The sequence below is a fragment of the Nonomuraea sp. H19 genome (assembly GCF_052068215.1).
Taxonomy (GTDB): Bacteria; Actinomycetota; Actinomycetes; order Streptosporangiales; family Streptosporangiaceae; genus Nonomuraea.
On sequence record NZ_JBQHCV010000027.1, the window covers coordinates 81,168 to 97,366 of the forward strand.

General features: G+C 65.2%; 15 protein-coding genes and 1 pseudogene. 10 read left to right on the forward strand and 6 right to left on the reverse strand.

All coding sequences use genetic code 11. The annotated features are described in order from the left end of the window. The first annotated feature begins 269 nt into the window (after positions 1-269). The 4 genes from ACTMTI_RS43855 (at position 270) to ACTMTI_RS43870 (ending at position 4,041) form a co-directional block, all read left to right on the forward strand. Positions 270-617: a GntR family transcriptional regulator gene (locus ACTMTI_RS43855; protein WP_441126746.1), complete on the forward strand. Its 348-nt coding sequence runs from the start codon at positions 270-272 to the stop codon at positions 615-617. A 223-nt stretch (positions 618-840) separates the two neighbouring features. Next, positions 841-2,478, forward strand: a complete 1,638-nt coding sequence (locus ACTMTI_RS43860; RefSeq protein ID WP_441126747.1) for a hypothetical protein — start codon at positions 841-843, stop codon at positions 2,476-2,478. A 36-nt stretch (positions 2,479-2,514) separates the two neighbouring features. Beyond that, entirely contained in the window at positions 2,515-3,507 is a 993-nt protein-coding gene (locus ACTMTI_RS43865; protein WP_441126749.1) for an asparaginase, read from the forward strand. A gap of 54 nt (positions 3,508-3,561) precedes the next feature. Continuing rightward, positions 3,562-4,041, forward strand: coding sequence for a PPC domain-containing DNA-binding protein (locus tag ACTMTI_RS43870; protein WP_441126750.1), 480 nt, complete (start codon positions 3,562-3,564; stop codon positions 4,039-4,041). A 142-nt stretch (positions 4,042-4,183) separates the two neighbouring features. Here ACTMTI_RS43870 and ACTMTI_RS43875 read toward each other — a convergent pair whose 3' ends face one another. The 4 genes from ACTMTI_RS43875 to ACTMTI_RS43890 all read right to left on the reverse strand — a co-directional run bounded on the left by ACTMTI_RS43875 (position 4,184) and on the right by ACTMTI_RS43890 (position 7,442). Beyond that, complete coding sequence (locus ACTMTI_RS43875) at positions 4,184-5,245, reverse strand: MrcB family domain-containing protein (RefSeq protein WP_441126751.1); 1,062 nt, start codon at positions 5,243-5,245, stop codon at positions 4,184-4,186. A gap of 309 nt (positions 5,246-5,554) precedes the next feature. Further along, positions 5,555-6,718 carry a tyrosine-type recombinase/integrase gene (locus tag ACTMTI_RS43880; RefSeq protein WP_441126753.1) on the reverse strand — a complete coding sequence of 388 codons (1,164 nt, stop codon included), beginning with the start codon at positions 6,716-6,718 and terminating at the stop codon, positions 5,555-5,557. Positions 6,719-6,742: 24 nt separating this feature from the next. Then, a complete protein-coding gene (locus ACTMTI_RS43885; protein ID WP_441126754.1) occupies positions 6,743-6,898 on the reverse strand; it encodes a hypothetical protein in 156 nt (51 codons plus the stop codon). A 190-nt stretch (positions 6,899-7,088) separates the two neighbouring features. Continuing rightward, a complete protein-coding gene (locus ACTMTI_RS43890) occupies positions 7,089-7,442 on the reverse strand; it encodes a hypothetical protein (protein WP_441126755.1) in 354 nt (117 codons plus the stop codon). A gap of 234 nt (positions 7,443-7,676) precedes the next feature. Here ACTMTI_RS43890 and ACTMTI_RS43895 point away from each other — a divergent pair, with 234 nt between their 5' ends. Next, a complete protein-coding gene (locus tag ACTMTI_RS43895) occupies positions 7,677-9,272 on the forward strand; it encodes an AAA family ATPase (RefSeq protein WP_441126757.1) in 1,596 nt (531 codons plus the stop codon). An 81-nt stretch (positions 9,273-9,353) separates the two neighbouring features. Here ACTMTI_RS43895 and ACTMTI_RS43900 read toward each other — a convergent pair whose 3' ends face one another. Then, a complete protein-coding gene (locus ACTMTI_RS43900; RefSeq protein ID WP_441126758.1) occupies positions 9,354-9,746 on the reverse strand; it encodes a hypothetical protein in 393 nt (130 codons plus the stop codon). 126 nt (positions 9,747-9,872) lie between these two features. Between ACTMTI_RS43900 and ACTMTI_RS43905 the strand changes: the two genes are divergently transcribed. Together ACTMTI_RS43905 and ACTMTI_RS43910 are read left to right on the forward strand one after the other, a co-directional pair. Continuing rightward, positions 9,873-10,376 carry a hypothetical protein gene (locus ACTMTI_RS43905; RefSeq protein WP_441126759.1) on the forward strand — a complete coding sequence of 168 codons (504 nt, stop codon included), beginning with the start codon at positions 9,873-9,875 and terminating at the stop codon, positions 10,374-10,376. Beyond that, positions 10,304-11,515, forward strand: coding sequence for a UvrD-helicase domain-containing protein (locus ACTMTI_RS43910; RefSeq protein ID WP_441126760.1), 1,212 nt, complete (start codon positions 10,304-10,306; stop codon positions 11,513-11,515). Before ACTMTI_RS43905 ends, ACTMTI_RS43910 begins: the two co-directional genes overlap by 73 nt. A gap of 241 nt (positions 11,516-11,756) precedes the next feature. On the opposite strand, the gene ACTMTI_RS43915 is transcribed toward ACTMTI_RS43910, so the two are convergent. Then, positions 11,757-12,227, reverse strand: coding sequence for a hypothetical protein (locus ACTMTI_RS43915; protein ID WP_441126761.1), 471 nt, complete (start codon positions 12,225-12,227; stop codon positions 11,757-11,759). A gap of 129 nt (positions 12,228-12,356) precedes the next feature. On the opposite strand from ACTMTI_RS43915, the pseudogene ACTMTI_RS43920 reads away from it, so the two are divergent. The 3 genes and pseudogenes from ACTMTI_RS43920 to ACTMTI_RS43930 form a co-directional block, all read left to right on the forward strand. Then, positions 12,357-12,563: pseudogene (locus ACTMTI_RS43920) on the forward strand (S8 family serine peptidase); the annotation flags it as partial. Positions 12,564-12,609: 46 nt separating this feature from the next. Further along, a complete protein-coding gene (locus ACTMTI_RS43925; RefSeq protein ID WP_441126835.1) occupies positions 12,610-13,332 on the forward strand; it encodes a hypothetical protein in 723 nt (240 codons plus the stop codon). A gap of 822 nt (positions 13,333-14,154) precedes the next feature. Continuing rightward, on the forward strand, positions 14,155-16,122 hold the full coding sequence (locus tag ACTMTI_RS43930; protein WP_441126762.1) for a right-handed parallel beta-helix repeat-containing protein: 1,968 nt from the start codon (positions 14,155-14,157) through the stop codon (positions 16,120-16,122). Positions 16,123-16,199: the final 77 nt, after the last annotated feature.

The following is a 16,199-nucleotide window of genomic DNA, read 5'->3' on the forward strand; positions in this document are numbered from 1 at the left end:
GTCGCGGGTGAACATGGATCAGTGCGCAGGGCGTTTCCCCTGCACAGGCCGCCTTTTCGCGGGAGGCGGTGGCCCTTCGTCGTCACTATTGAGTTCTCAAAGAAGCGAGTGCGACAGCCCTAGTGGTGCGCGAGTGCGCCGCCGTCCCAGGTGCGTAGAGCTGTGCGAGGACTTGTGCTGTGCTGATACGTGCCAACTTAGCTAGTACTGTGCTAGCACGCAATAGGGCGCTACAGGACACTTACGGTTTCGGCGGGTACGCTGGTCAGGTGACGATTAGCGACAACGACCCCCGCCCCCCGTATCTCCAGCTAGCGGACGCTCTGCGGCAAAGCATCGAGTCGGGCGAACGCGTGCCAGGCAGTCGCTTGCCGTCGATCCGTGACCTTGCGCGGGATTACGGCATCTCGGCTCAGACCGTCCAGAACGCCCTCCGCGAATTGCGGACTGAGGGACTGGTGATCTCGCAGCAAGGTCGGGCTTTCTTCGTTCGGGATCCGAACAAGGAAGGTGGCCCTGAGCCCGCCCTCTCGGCGCGCGTGTCGATCCTGGAAGCGACAGTGAAGGATCTCGCCAACAGGCTCGCGAAGCTGGAGCAACAACCTCAAGATCGGTGAGGACGCTCCCGCCGGCAGTGTTCCGTATCATCTCCGCTCCCTTTCTCCTCTGGTGGCGCTGCGTGTCCTGCGCCACCTCAAGGAGACCGCCGAAGGCCAAGGCATATCGATGGCGTCTCGCACGGCACTGAAATGGCAAACCGTCTAGCGACGGCGGCAGCGAACAGTTACGGTTGCCGTACTCCGTGCAAAGTCCATAAAGGCGCTGGCGGAAGGCGTGGCGGTGACCACCAAAATCAGGGTCAAAACGCCCAACCACGTGCTTCGCCGCATCCGCGAAGAGGAGCGGCGCGAATCGCGTGAGGAGTTCGCGCGAGCACTGGTCGCCATTGCTGACACGATCGGTGAGCATGGCCTTGCCTGTGACGCGCGCCTGGTCGCGCGCTGGGAAGATGGAGAAGTCGGGCGACCACGTCCCGCGTATCAGCGAGCCTTGGAGGCGTTGACCGGCAGGAGCTTCGATCAGTTGGGGTTCCGGCCCCGAAATGCCATCGAAGTGCCATCGCAAGATGCGCTTGCCCCCGAGAGACTGTCGTTCTATGCGGACGAGGAGGGGCAAGTGTGGGCAAGCGTGGACCGGAGGACGTTTCTCGTGGGGGGCAGTGCAAGCGCATTGCTCGCACAGCTAAGAACGGACCTGCCCCTCATCGGTGGGTTGAATGATCTGTACGGCTTCGCCGGCCACGCCAAAGTGAGATGGCCTGATCTGAAACTCTCGCGACCGACGCCGGACTTCGGTGTCGATCTCACGGCACTACTTCCTGACGGTCGCGCCATGGAGGGCGCAGTTTTGCGCATGCAGTTCCATGCGGGCAGCACCTCCGAGGGGCGCGTCATGACGAGACTGACGAACGCCCCCCGGTGGGCGGAGTTCTCGCGTGCGACAAGTCGCGGGCTCCTGATTGCGGCCGACCGATCGGCCGACGAATCGCGATTCTTCGCGATGGATGCTCGGGAGGCGCGACGGCGGCTCGCACAATCTCCTGACAGCGACACTATTGCCATCCCCGGCGCCTACGAGCTGGACGACTTCACGTACGGCCTACTGTGGGCAGCAGCCAGCCTTGACGATGGTCTACAGGCAGACGATCAGGAGCTTGCCATCTCCCGTGAGGAGCTTGCGCAGTACGAGGCGCTCACCTCCTCAGCAGTCAGCCGTGAGGCGGCTCCGGATCTCGGAAGGGTGTCCCACGCTTGGCTCGGGTCCGACTTCTGTGCTCGGCATATCCTGCGCAACCTGACCACCCTGCCAGAACTGCCGATCTTCTGGACTCGTGAGCAGCGTGGCGAGGAGGCATGCACATGGTTGCTGTTCGACCACAAGTACGCCTATCTGCGTGGGGTTCGTTCTAGTACCGGAGATCAGGCATCGGTGCGAATGTTTTGCATCCCACACAGGGCCGTCCAGGATTCGCCGCGCCATGAGCGTGTTTTGCTCTTCGTGTCCATCGCGTTGATGGAAGCCACGGGGATTCATACCAAGGTGTGCGATGATCCCGCGTACTCCAGCGTCGAGGGGTTCGTCCTCGGTGGCGAGCAAGCGATCATTGCTAACTGGGTCCGCGGCGCGGGCATGTGGCACGTAGACACTACTCAGCGTGTCTCCGTTCTCCGTGAGTTCCGTGAGGCTACCGGCCAGGTCGGCGCGCATTCCGTCATTGAAGCTAACAGCCCTGCGGAGCGGCTTCGCGCGCTGGCCGCGTATCTCGAACTGGACTGGGCGTGGCTCGTTACCCGATGCCGGGCGCTCGCTCACGTCGGTACGGCCGGACTGCTGCGTCCTCGCAGCCGATTGATCTCGGTTGCCGGCATCGACGCGGCATGCGCTTTCGTCAACGACATGGGCCAGAACGTCGCGTGACTGGCCACGTGGTTCAACCTGGAGAAAGGTTCTCTTGTGACTGCCCCTGCCCGCGTTGCCGTGTTCTCCCTGGGCGGCACCATCGCCATGGTTCCCGGAGCCAACGGGGTTGTGCCCACATTGACCGCCAAGGAGTTGCTTACGGCTGTTCCGGGGCTCGACAACATCGCCGTTGAGCTGGACGTGCAGACCTTCCGACAACTCCCCGGCGCATCGCTCTCCTTTGCCGACCTCGCCGAGCTTGCCAAAGCAATGGAGGGCGCGGTGCGTAACGGCGCGGATGGCGTTGTGGTCACTCAGGGGACCGACACCATCGAGGAGACGGCCTACGTGCTGGATCTCTTGTGGAGCAACGAGGCTCCGGTGGTGGTTACGGGAGCGATGCGGAACCCGTCCATGGCTGGCGCAGATGGCCCCGCCAACCTGCTGGCCGCGATTCGTACAGCAGCAAGTCGTACGGCGCGCGACTTGGGTTGCTTGGTCGTTTTCAATGACCAGATTCACGCAGCGCGCTGGCTCCGAAAGACCCACACCAGCAGTCCGGCGGCGTTCGTTTCGCCAAATCACGGGCCGATCGGCCACGTGGTCGAGGGCCAGGTGGACATCCCGTTGCGTATGGCGAGAGGGCCGATCCTGACGCCTGAGAGATGGCGCACGGTCAGGGTCGGTCTGTTCACCGTCGCACTAGGCGACGATGGAGAGCTTGTTTCAGCCATGGGCAAAGAGGTCGATGGTCTGGTGGTCGGCGCTTTCGGTGTCGGGCATGTTCCTGCGGGCATGGTGCCGGCGCTGGCCAAGCTCGCGTCGATCAAGCCCGTCGTGTTGGCCTCGCGGACCGGCGCCGGTCCTGTCCACGAGCGGACGTATGGCTTCGAGGGGTCGGAATCCGATCTGCTGGCGCGCAGTTTGATTCCAGCGGGTTACCTTGACCCTCTGAAGGCGCGCATTCTTCTCCACCTGCTTCTCGCGTCAGGGGTCGGCGCCGGATCGGTCAGGGAGACGTTCGCGGCGGTCGGGGGCCGTGGATGAGTTCTACAATTCACTGGATTAGCACATTTGACCATTGAAAGGAGTCGAGAGCGCATGCGAGCCCACCAGCTGACGACCGGGCGTACTTTCGGAGTCACCTTCGACCACGGCGACGACTTCATGACTACATTGGCGAAATTCTGCCGTGAACACGACATTCGCCAGGGCTACATCCCTATGTTCATTGCGGGCTTTGCCGAAGCTGAGATCGTGGGTACTTGCGAGAAGCTTGAAAACCCCGAAGCTCCAGTGTGGACCAAGGTTTACCTCACCAACGCGGAAGCCATGGGATGCGGCACCATCGCAGCGGCTCCTGAAAAAGGCGGCATCCTCCCTCACATCCATGTCACACTCGGACTCAAAGAGCGGTCTGCGGTTGGCCACACGAGTCACCTACTGTCAGCTCAGGTGCAATTCCTAACTGAGATGCTCGTGGTCGAAGTCCTCTCACCTTCCATGACGCGGCCTCGGAATCCGGAACTGTACGACGTACCACTACTGACCTTCGGGAATGACGTGCCGCGGGGGGAGTGACTACGGGCGCGAAGACACCTACCGAAGGCCGTGGGGACCTCATGGTTTGAGAAGTTACGCGCATGGCGTCGAGTCAAACTCGCGGAGATCGACGCCAATCCCTACGGGCTTCCTCCCAAGGGTTCAACAGCCCCCCTTCAGGTCAGCAGAGATGGGAGGCGATCGCAGTTGGGGTTCCGCCCCAATGCTCACCGTCTGCCCACACTACAGCGATGCCCATTTGCTCAAAGAATTCGAGATGGGCATCACCAAGCTTCTCGTTGAAAAGTGCAACTTTGCTAACTATCGCACTTCGATCGTAAAGAAAGTGTCCATAGAAAAAGAGTTGAGCAAATGCCTCGCGCGCAGCGCCCTCAGCATCTCCGCCGCGAATAATTTTGGCCTCGACCAGATAGTGCAAGCCTCCACGATCAGCCGTAAGGTCTCTAGGATGAGGAGAGGCAATAAAAAATCCGCGCTGTTCAAGAAAATAGGCGTAGGAATTAACAAGCGTTTCATGGGTTCGCTTCTTGAGGGCTTCGCGGACGCGAATCAGTTGCCGATATTCACTGTCGTCTTTAGGCTTAAAGATAAGAGGCTTCTTCTTTTTCTGCTGTCGGCGACGCGGCGTGACGATGGCGGAATGGCCCTGTTGGGCTCCCTCCTCGCGAGCCTCCAGAGAAAGATCGTACAACTGAATGAAACGATGCAGGTCGGCGACCATTTCGGCTTGGTCCGGCAGCTGATCTAGCTGATATGTGCGGGCAACAATATTGCCGTACTCATAATCTACCGGTAGCGGCGCCTTAGTCCTCAGATCGATATGATCATCGAGATCACGGATTGCCTCAGGGGCAAACGCGTCGCGAATAGCTGCAGCCTGGGCGCGCAGAGCTTGACGCGCCTTGGGGCGCCCCAGCGTCTCACCGATCTCGGTTACCCCCTGATTGAGGCTGAGGGCAACACTCTTCATGTCAGCGGCGTACAGATATACCACGTACATACCGCGGCGCGCTGTCTCGGTCTCTTCAGGGTTGAAGATAGCGATCCATGGGCAAGTTGCCCCGACTCCTTTGCCGCCACTCCCCTCTGCGATGTATGTACCGGGAATCCACTTAATGACCTCTTTGCCGGCTTGGCGAAGAAGTTGCTGTGCCTCGCTCGACATCGGGAGCGTTCGGTCATACTTCTCTCCGACCAGCCGGACGAACTCTCGTAGCTCCATGTGGACTTACCCCCTCCTTGAACGTCTGACAGTCAGGAGGAAGCCTAGAGTGAGTGACCGACAATTTGGAGGGCGCGCTGACAAGGAGCGCTGAGAAGCCTGTAGACGGCCGTTCACGCATCGGCGCGATACGCAGCATGGGTCCGCCAATTGATCTCGCCAGAGGCCGCTACATCCTTGGTCTTGCCAAATACGTGCGAGAATACGAGTTCGGACCGCCCTGGCGACCTCCCCTACCTGCGCAAACACACCTCATGTAGTCCGGACTCATAATCCGTGGGTCGTGGGTTCAAGTCCCACCCGCCCTACTCACTCCACCAGCGGCGCAGCACCCGACGACGAATCCGTGGGTCGGCTCACCGCCCTAAGGGGGACCGAAGGGGGACCGCCAGTTTCGGACGCCTCCCCCACAGCGACCGCCCGGGGCACCAGAACGATGAAAGCCTCCGCCGCCGAACGAGCCACCTCCTGCAACACCGTCGTATACAAGTCCGCGGTAATGGACAGCGACGAGTGCCGCAGCATCTCCGACGTCGTCTTCATATCGTTGCCCGCCGCAAGAGACAGCGTGGCCGCGCCGTGGCGAAAGTCATGCAGCCGGATCGGCGGCAGCCCGGCCGCGAACGTGAGCCGCTCGAAGTGCTCGCTCACCCAATCCGGGGGCAGCTCCGCCCCGTTCTCCTGCGTGAATTTCTCCTCCAACTGCCGCTTCCGATGCGCGCGCAGCACCGCCACCGTCACCTGGTCGAGGGCGACCACCGCATCCGAGGCCGCCGTCTTCGGCTTGCCCTCCTTCACCTCGCGGCCGACGTTGGACAGCTGCTTGGCCATGGCCAGCAGCCCTTCGTCCAGATCCCCATCCACCCACCGGGCACCGCACGCCTCCCCGCGGCGCAGTCCCCGGAACGCGATCAGGTGATAGAGCGCATTCACCATCACCGGCGACGGCCGCGGCGTGGCCAGCCACACCTTGAACCGTTCGAGTGCCTTCCTGGGCTGGACGGGCGCCGTCCGCTCCGCTGTAAGCCGCGCCTCATACGCGGCAGAGAATGCCTCCGCGCGCGGGTTCGTCCACACCACGGCCTTAGCCTTCTGCCCGCCGTCCAGCTTCACCAGCGCCGCGGCGTTGAAGGACACGAGCCGCTCCCGCTCAGCGTCGCCCAGCACAGTACGGATCGTCGCCCGAATCCGCTGCTTCGTCACCGGGCCGGTTGGCCGCTGACCCCGCACGCTCGCCCGAACCACCGGATCATCGGACGCCCGCGCTGCGAGCAGAGCGGCGTTCTTCTCATCGATCCTGGCGAAGACGGCCTCGACGGTGGACACGAACACCCGGTCCAGCCGCACCGAGTCGAGCACTTCCCCGAAGTGCGTGGCGTGGTGCGAGATGTAGCCGAGCAGCGTGCTCTCACGGATGTCCTTCAACCGGCGCCGCCGGGCCACCCACTGATTCCAGTACTCGCCGAACGTCATCGACTGGAGCGGCTGCCCCGCCCGCTACTTCTTGTGGAGTTCCTCGTAGTCCGGCATCGGCGCCTTCTTCCGGTGCGCCGCCTTCACCATGGCGAGGATCTCCATCCGCGCCTCATGCCCCTCCGGCCCGGCCTCCGGGATGTCGAGCAGCCGCCCGATCGCCTGGTAGCGCTCGACCACCTCAGCCTCGCTTGCGAAGCCGAGCTTCAGGTAATGCCGCGTCCCATCCGGCCGGGGCGGAAGTTCTTCTTCGCCGTACCACGTGCCGTGGTTCGGGTTCCACGAGCCGTCTTCACGGCGCAGCGTGGGGCACCTCGCCTCCAGGTCCTTACCGTCAGCGTCCCGGCATCACCCGGGAACGATCGTGCACTCAGGCGTTCATGCCGTGAACGACGTAGTAGGCGAGGTCCCGGAGCACGGCGGCTGTCTGGGTGTCGTCCGGCGCGAGCCCGAAGGCGGGCAACTGCTCGGCGATCCGCTGGGCGGTGGCGGGATCCCGATCGAGCGCCTGCCGCAGGACGCGCGTCAGGGTCAGCTCCATCGACAGCCGGACATAGGCCGGGTCGTTGGCGTGCCGCAGGTAGGCGTCCCAGTCCTCATCGCGGTCCGGCCACGACCGCTCCATGGCGGCGAGGCTCTCGGCGACCCGGTCCGCCGCCGTTCGCAGCTCGTCCCGTGCCCGTTCCGAACGGTCGTCCCGCACGCCCTCCGCACCGCCGGGCACGGACGCTTCCTTCGACGACGACGTCTCCTACGTTCGTAATCTGGGTCTCATCCGGGGAACCGGAGCACCGGAGATCGCCAACCCGATTTATCGAGAGTTCCTGCTGCGGCACTGGTTCCTGTTCGCCGACCTGCTGAACCGGGAACAGTACGGACCTTTCACCGACGAGGAGCTGGCCGAGGCATGCCTGAGGATCTTCGGGCCCTCAGCTCGGAATGGTGGCAGAATGTGACCATGCCACCACCCCGAGCGAGATATTTCAATACCACCGGTCCCTGCGATCCACAGCTCCACTACATGCTGCCCCCCACACCACGGCTCCCCGAGGCGCGGGCGCTCATCGAGATGGACCGGTATTTCGTGCTGCATGCGCCCCGGCAGACCGGGAAGACGACCATGCTGCGCACCTTGGCCTCCGACCTGACCGCCGAGGGCGACATCGCCGCTCTGTCGTTCTCCTGCGAGCGCGCCGGGACCGTCGGCGATGACATCGGCGCCGCGGAGACGATCCTGCTGAAGTCCCTCCGCAGAGCCGCCGACTTGTCTGGATGGCCTGAGGAACTGCTGCCGCCGGACCCCTGGCCACAGAACCCGGTGAGAACCCAGTTCGGTGAGGCACTGAGCGCATGGTGCCGCCGCTGCCCGCGCCGGGTGGTGCTGTTCCTCGACGAGATCGACGCCCTGCAGGGTGAGAGTCTGATCAGCATCCTCAGCCAACTCCGCGACGGTCACAACATACGGCCAGATGGCAATCCGTTCCCTGCGTCGGTGGTGCTGTGCGGGTTGCGCGACGTGCGTGACTACAAGGTCGCCTCGGGCGGCGCCCCCGGCCGGTTCAGCCCGATCAGCCCGTTCAACATCATCGCTGACTCACTGCGCCTGGGCGACTTCACCGCCGACCAGATCGCCGAACTCTACGACCAGCACACCCAGGCGACAGGCCAGGAGTTCACCAAGGACGCGGTGGACCAGGTCTTCGAGCTGACGCAGGGACAACCGTGGCTGGTCAACGCCTTCGCCCATGAGATCACCTTCAAGATGGGGGTGACCGGGACGATCGGCGACGGGCAGGTGGAGGACGCAAAAGAGCGGCTGATCCGGGCGCGCGCCACCCACCTGGACTCCCTGGCGGCCCGGCTGCACGAGCCCCGGGTCAAGCGGGTGATGGAACCGATCGTGGCCGGCGGCTCCTACACCGACCGCCACAACTCCGACGACCTGTCCTACGCCCGCGATCTGGGCCTGATCACGCAGAAACCTCCGCCGCAGGTGGCCAACCCGATCTACCGGGAGGTCATCCTGCGCGTGCTGGGCGACCTGACGGAACAGAACATCCACGCCGACCCGCACAGCTTCGTGCTCCCCGACGGCCGGTTCGACCTGCCCCGCCTGCTGGAGGAGTTCGTCGTGTTCTGGCGCGAACACGGCGAAGTCCTCATTCAGCAAGAGGGATACCACGAGGCCGCCTGCCAGATCATCCTCATGGCCTTCCTGCACCGCCTGGTCAACGGTGGCGGCTACCTCGACCGTGAATACGCCGCCGGCACCAAACGCCTCGACGTGCTCGTTCGCTGGCCGTACAGCGGCCCCGACGGTGGACGGCTGATGCAACGCGAGGCCATGGAACTGAAGGTGTGGCGACCCGGCGCAGACGACCCCAAACCCGAGGGTCTGGCCCAGCTCGACCGCTACCTCGACCGCCTCACCCTCACCACCGGCGTCCTGGTCATCTTCGACCGCCGCCCCGAAGCGTCACCCTGGAAGGAACGCGGCGGCTTCGAGCAGGCGACCACCCCGTCCGGCCGCCAGGTCACCGTCCTGAGAGTGTGAGGGGTGTCCTGGCTCGGCGAATGTGCTGTCATGCAGCCCCAGATGGCCGGGCGACGTCGCTCGATCGCAGCAATGGGGGGATCAGCAGCCCGTTGCAAGCGTCTGTAGCAGACGATCGAAGGCAGTGATATCCGCACATCCGACCGGACGAGCGAAGGGAATCTCCGTCACGCCATTGTTCCGCCTTCTCGGAAATCGACGCAAATTGGAATGGTAGCGGAATTCAGAGTTGACGCTCAGACCGCGGATGGCGCCAATCGCCTCAAGCACCGCCAGAGGGGTTTCCGGGTGGATCCTGACCTCGATCACCTCGCGGAGGGTATACACGCGGACGAGGTAGATCGTCACGCAGCTTCTCGAATGGCTTAATTCGCAGACCTTCTTCACTAGGTGGGTTAATTCATACCCCCTGTCGTCCGCAATGTCGACAAGGCGCTGCTCGAACTCCGTCAGGGGGTGCTTGGTGAGATTCACTCGAACTCCTCAATCGACGTCAATCCACACGCCACCCTCAACCATCGCGATCTTCTGAGATGGGCTGGCTCGGCGAACGGCTCACCCATACCCTGGTGATCCATCACTCGCCCCTGGAGGTTCCGCGTGCCGCAGCTCGCCTTCGCCAACAGCTTCTGGGAGAGCTTCGACGCTTTGGAGAAGCCGGTCAAGGCGGGCGTGCGTAAGGCCATGAAACGGTTCCAGCAGCTCGCCATCGCCGAGCTGTACGCCGACAAGGGCCTGCACCTGGAGTCGGTGGTGAACGCGCGCGACCCGCGCATGCGGACCATCCGCGTCACCGAGTTCTGGCGCGGCGTGGTCCCGGCGCCCGACGACGGCACCGACACGTTCCTGCTGCTGAACGTCGTGCCGCACGACGAGGCCTATGGGTGGGCGGCCAAGCGGCTCTACACCGTCAACTCCGCCACGCACGCCCTGGAGGTGCGCAACGTCGTCGCATCGAGCAGCTCACCCCGGCTCTGGAGCAGGCGGCGGCCGAGGCGTCGTCGCTGCTGTTCGCCAAGCACTCCGACACCGTGCTGCGTGATCTCGGCATCGACGACCAGGTTCTGCGCGCCGTCCGGACCATCATCGACAAGCCGCAGCTGAACGCGTTCGCCTCACTCCTGCCCGAGGACCAGTTCGAGGTGCTGCAGTATCTCGCGGAGGGGTTCTCGCCCCAGGAGGTCTACCAGCAGGTCGTGGCCGAGCGCCGCCCCGCCGATGCCTCTGCCGACGCGGACCAGAGCCTTGAGCGGGCGATCGTCAACACCACCACCCGCATCACCCTGGTCAGCAGCGCGGACGAGCTGACCGACGTGCTCAGCAAGCCGTTCGCCGCCTGGCGGGTCTTCCTGCATCCCTCACAGCGGCGCGTCGCGTACCGGCCCTCCTACAACGGGCCGGCGCAGGTGACGGGTGGCCCGGGGACGGGCAAGACGGTGGTCGCGCTGCATCGGGTCAAGCACCTGCTCACGCGCTCGCCCGGCAGCCGGATCCTGCTCACGACGTACACCACCGCGCTCGCGGCGGCGCTGCGGGAGAATCTCGAGCTGCTTTTCGGCGACGAGAAGCAGCTCACGCGGGTGGACGTCACCACGGTGAACGCCTTCACCTACCGCGTTGTGCGGGCGCTGGCCGGCCGCACGCCGAAGATGATCGGGGACGCCGACGAGCGCCAGATCTGGCGGCGCGTCATCCGGCGGCTGGACCTGCCCTGGACCGAGCAGTTCCTGCACCAGGAGTACCGGCATGTCGTCCTCGCGCAGCGGGTCACCTCGCGGCACGAGTACCTCCAGGCGAACCGGCGGGGCCGGGGCACGGCGATCGGGCCGCGGCAGCGGGAGCAGGTCTGGGATGCGGTCGAGGCGTTCACGGCGGAGCTCCGCAGCGGCGGTGTCAGCACCCACCTGCAGCTCTGCGCGGAGGCGACCCGCCTGCTCGGCGGCTCCAACCTGAGGCGGTACGGCTTCGACCACGTCATCGTGGACGAGGCTCAGGACCTGCACCCGGCGCAGTGGCGGGTGCTGCGTGCGGCCGTCCTCGACGGCCCGGACGATCTCTTCATCACTGGCGACCCGCACCAGCGGATCTACGACTCCAAGGTCTCGCCCGTGCGGGGTGTCGTATTTCGCGCAGCAGAACTCCAGCTCACAGCACGAAACCGTGTTTCCGAGCGGGACAGGATCTCGCGCACCACATCGATCAGATCGGGGAGGCCACCGGGGCGCCTGACCACGGCCAGATGAGCTGGCAACTTACGGTATGCCGACCCGGGGACCTGGTCAGGGACATCAACCTGTTCCCGGCGCGGATGGGAGACTCGGCCGGGCGGCTGTCGGAGAGAGGCAACCGGCAGGGCCTCACCGTCAGCACGTCATGTCGACGGCGAGGGGGCAGTAGGGATCGTCTCGAGTTGGTGCAGGTTGCCCCGGGCGGGCGACAACGGCCTGCCGCTGCGGTGGACGCCCCAGCAGGCCGCTGCGACCGCTACCGCCGAGCCGGCAGCTGGGGTTCTTCGTTCGTCCAGCCGGTCTTCTTGATCGCCTCGAACGTGCGTACTCCCTCGATGGTCGATTCGAAGGCGAGCGGTTCCCCTGTCTTCATGTCGACGATGACGCGATCCGTCCCATTGGTGAGCCGGCGGCTGACGGCCTGGCCCGTACGGCCGAGCGGGTCTGTGGCCTGGCCCTCTGCCGTCGTGCCGGGGAGTGAGGCAAGCATGCGGTACGCCGCCGCCCGCACGTCGGGGGAAGCCGGGAAATTCATGAGGAGGCGTACGCCGGTTTCGTAGAGTTCGCTGTTCACGTCCACGGGTTCTGTGCCGTACTGCTTGGTCACCAGCGGTTCCAGGTACTCACGCAGGCCCTCTGGGGTCGTCGGCAGCTCGGCCAGGTCGGCAGGGGTCATGCGTTTGCCCGCCAGGGATCCCGAACCCCCGCCGTCCTCGCGGGTGGTCACGGGCTCCTCCGGCTGAGCGCGCACGGTCACAGTCCGGCCTGACTGGCCGGGATACGTCCAGCTCGTCGGCGAGCGACGCTGCTGGATGCCAAGGTGTGTGCCAGCACGTTCTGCGACGAGTCGGCGATCGTGGCGGGCATGCAGTGGGCTGCCGACCAAGGCGCCAAGATCGTCAACATGAGCCTCGGCACCACGGACACGCCCGGGCTGGACCCCGTGGAACAGGCCATCCAGACGCTGACCGAGCGGTACGGCGTCCTCTTCGTCGCCGCCGCCGGCAATCTCAGAAATCCGGGCACCATAGGCTCTCCGGCGAGCGCGGACGCGGCGCTCGCCGTGGGCGCCGTGGACAAGTCCGACCGGCTGGCCGTCTTCTCCAGCCGTGGCCCGCGAATCGGCTCCGATCCGGTACGAGGCGGGACGCGCCTACACCGAGAAGTGGAACCGCGGCGTCTTCGGGCCGTCCCTGGTCAACCGCGTGGACGTCCCGATGGCCACGCGGACCGACAACGTGCTCACGTACCAGCCGCCCATGTACGGCGATGGCGCCGGGCGGAGCGGAGACGGCTCCACGTCGCAGCGACGCACCATTCTCTACCGTGACGGCCAGGTCGTGGCCGACCGGCCGAGCATGTTCGGCAGGGTCGAAGTGCCGTCCGCCGACGCGCAGTACCGGCTCGTGGCAGAGGTGGAGCGGGGACCCGACTCCACGTTGTCTACCCGTACCGCGGTCGCCTGGACGTTCCGCTCCGCCGCGACCCACCCGGGGGTACGGACGCCGCTGCCGTTGTCGGTCGTCGGGTTCGCTCCCTCGCTGGACGAGCACAACGCCGCGCCCGCGGGAAGGCCGTTCGCTGTGCCCTTCACCGTACGGGCACAGCCCGGGTCGACGGCCGGCACGGTCGCCGCCCTCTCCGTGGACGTCTCGTACGATGATGGGGCGACGTGGGAGGCGGCGAAGGTACTGCGTTCCGGCAGGAACGGCACGCTTCTTCTCCGGCACCCGGCGTCTGACGGATCCGTGTCGCTGCGCGCCAGATCCACCGACAGCTCAGGCAACACCGTCGACCAGACGATCATCCGCGCGTACAGCATCGCCCTGTGAGGTCTGAATGCATCAATGGGATTCATTGAACACATCACGCAGCGCTTCCACCTGCGATGCGGTGTTCAAGTAAGCGTTGGTCACCTCCACGTGGGAGAGTCTGCCACGGGTCAGCGCCTCGTCCCCAGCCTTGATCACGGGCGTCAGACAGTCATGGCGCCTCTGCCGGTGGGCGATGAGCGCCGACGCGGGCCTCGCGACCGCAGTGGAGGCAGATCAGCAGGGGACGAGGGGGTGGCCGCAGGATGCGGCCACCGCACGGGAGGATCGTCGGGGGTGCGGGTGGCAATCGCCCCACTTCATCAGGGCGATCAGGACGTCGCACAGTTCCACGCCGGCGGGCGTGAAGCGGTAGTCAACATGCCGAACCCGGCCGACCCACAGGATGTACTTCTACGACGAGGGCTGGTTCCTCATGCAACGCGGCAGTCATCACCGCCCTAAACGTCGCTACCGACGCCACAGCGCTCAACGCCTACGCCGTGGCCGCACTCCGACGCGTCGCCCACGACCCGGCATCGGCGGGCGTTCATGGTGCGAAGGACATCGAGGATTCGCTGGCGTCTCCCAAACGGTGAAGAGGTGTCCCCGCTGTCTCTGCTGTCCCTCATCCACGCCTGACATGCGGATGTGTGCGCCACGGGAGGGGACATCTCAGGGACGGTGATGCCTGTCGCTGCCCCTGATCCGCAGGACGCCGGCATCGGCCCTGCGGCCCTCCGCCAATTTTTGATCTTGAGGTAGGCGCGAGCTCTGGCTACAGTGGCGACCGCTGGTGATCAAGAGCGGTCAAGGCTGGCCGAAACCTGAGGGAGAACAGGAATGCGAAGAACCTGGCCAGTGGCGTTGGTGGCCCTCGCCACGGTTGTCATGGGCGGCGCGACGCCGGCGAGTGGCGACGCGGTCGATCCGGCAACCGATTCGACGAAGGCAGCGGTCTGCGGCAGCTCGTCGCTGGACGGCCCGACCACACCGCCCTCCGGCGCGGTCGTGGTCCCCGCGGGTGACAACAGCGGCGTGAACTTACGCCAACCGAACACCACGTACTACTTCGAGACCGGCACGCACACGCTGGGCACCGGCGAGTTCGCTCAGATCCTGCCCGGCGACGGCGCGACGTTCATCGGCGCGCCCGGCGCGGTACTGGACGGCCAGCGGCTGAACAAGTACGCGTTCGGTCAGCGCGCGACCGGCGTCACGATCCGGTACCTGACCATCACCGGGTTCGTCGCGCCCCGCGATGAGGGTGTGGTCAACCACGACTCCGGCGACGGCTGGGTGGTGGAGCACAACACGATCCGCGACAACTCCGGCGCGGGGCTGATGGCGGGGGCAGCCAACAAGATCCGTGGCAACTGCTTCAAGGACAACGGGCAGTATGGCCTGAACGCGTACAAGTCCGGCAACACCATCACCGGCCTGGTCGTGGCGGACAACGAGTTCACCGGCAACAACACCGACGACTGGGAGCACCAGGTCCCTGGGTGCGGATGTACCGGTGGCATGAAGTTCTGGGCGGTGAACGGTGCCGACGTGACCGGCAACTGGGTCCACGGCAACCACGGACCAGGGGTCTGGGCGGACACCAACAACAACGACTTCCTCATCGAGGACAACCTCATCGAGGATAACGACTCGCTCGCCATCTTCTACGAGATCAGCTACAACGTCGTGATCCGGAACAACACCATCCGCGGCAACGCCTGGGCCTCCGGTGCCGAGCGGGCAGCGAAGGGCGACCCGTTCCCCGAAGCGGCGATCTACCTGTCCGAGGCGGATGGTGAGCCCCGCTTGAAGGCGCGGACCAGCAAGATCGAGATCACCGGCAACCTGTTCGAGAACAACTGGGGCGGGATCACCGCGTGGGCGAACGCCGACCGGTTCTGCAACAGCCCAGCCTCGACGACCGGCGACTGCACGCTGATCGTCGGGCCGACCAACACCTCACAGTGCTCGGCTCCTGCCATCGCCAGCGAACCGCTCTACACCAACTGCCGCTGGTGGACGAAGAACGTCGACATCCACCACAACACGTTCGCCTTCGACCCCAGTGCCGTCAACGGCGGCTGCCCAACGCAGTACTGCGGGCACATGGCCCTGCTGTCCAACTGGGGCACATACCCAGACTGGTCCCCGTACAAGGGCGCCGTGATCCAGCAGTCGATCGTTCACAAGTCGAACAACTCCTGGCACGACAACACCTACACAGGACCGTGGCAGTTCAGGGTCACCGACATGGGCAGTCGCATCTCGCCCGCGCAGTGGGCCGGCCCCCAGTACGGCCAGGACGCCGGCAGCACGTTCGACGGCGGCACGCCCGTCCCGCCGGCGATCGCCGAGCAGGACTTCGAGTCCGGCTCGACGATCTCGCCCTACGCCCCGTGGTACGGGGCCGGCGTCGCGCACCAGACCGGCGGCGCGCATGGTGGCACGGGCTCGCTGCAGATGACCAGCACCCAGGCATCCGGCAGCGCGGTGGCGCTTGACAACTTCCCCGGATACAGCGGTGTGGTCGCCGGTACGAGCTACCACGTGTCGCTGTGGTATCGGGAGGCCGTGGCGACCATGCCTGCCGTCACGTGGAATGTGCGGTGGCGCGACGAGTCCGGCACGGTGCTGCGTACCGACGCCATCTCCCTGGCCCAGAAGACCGCCTGGACCGAAGCAGCCGGCACGTTCACCGCGCCCGCGGGCACGACCCGCGTCGACTGGACCTTTGTCTGGAACGCGAGCACCGCCGGGCCCGCGTTCCAGATCGATGATGTGGCAATCCGTACCCGGGAAGCTTAAGCAAAAGACCTGAAGAACATGAGCCCGGTGACGGCGCTCCGCCCGCCTTCCTGACACGCTACGCGCGAAAGAGCGGC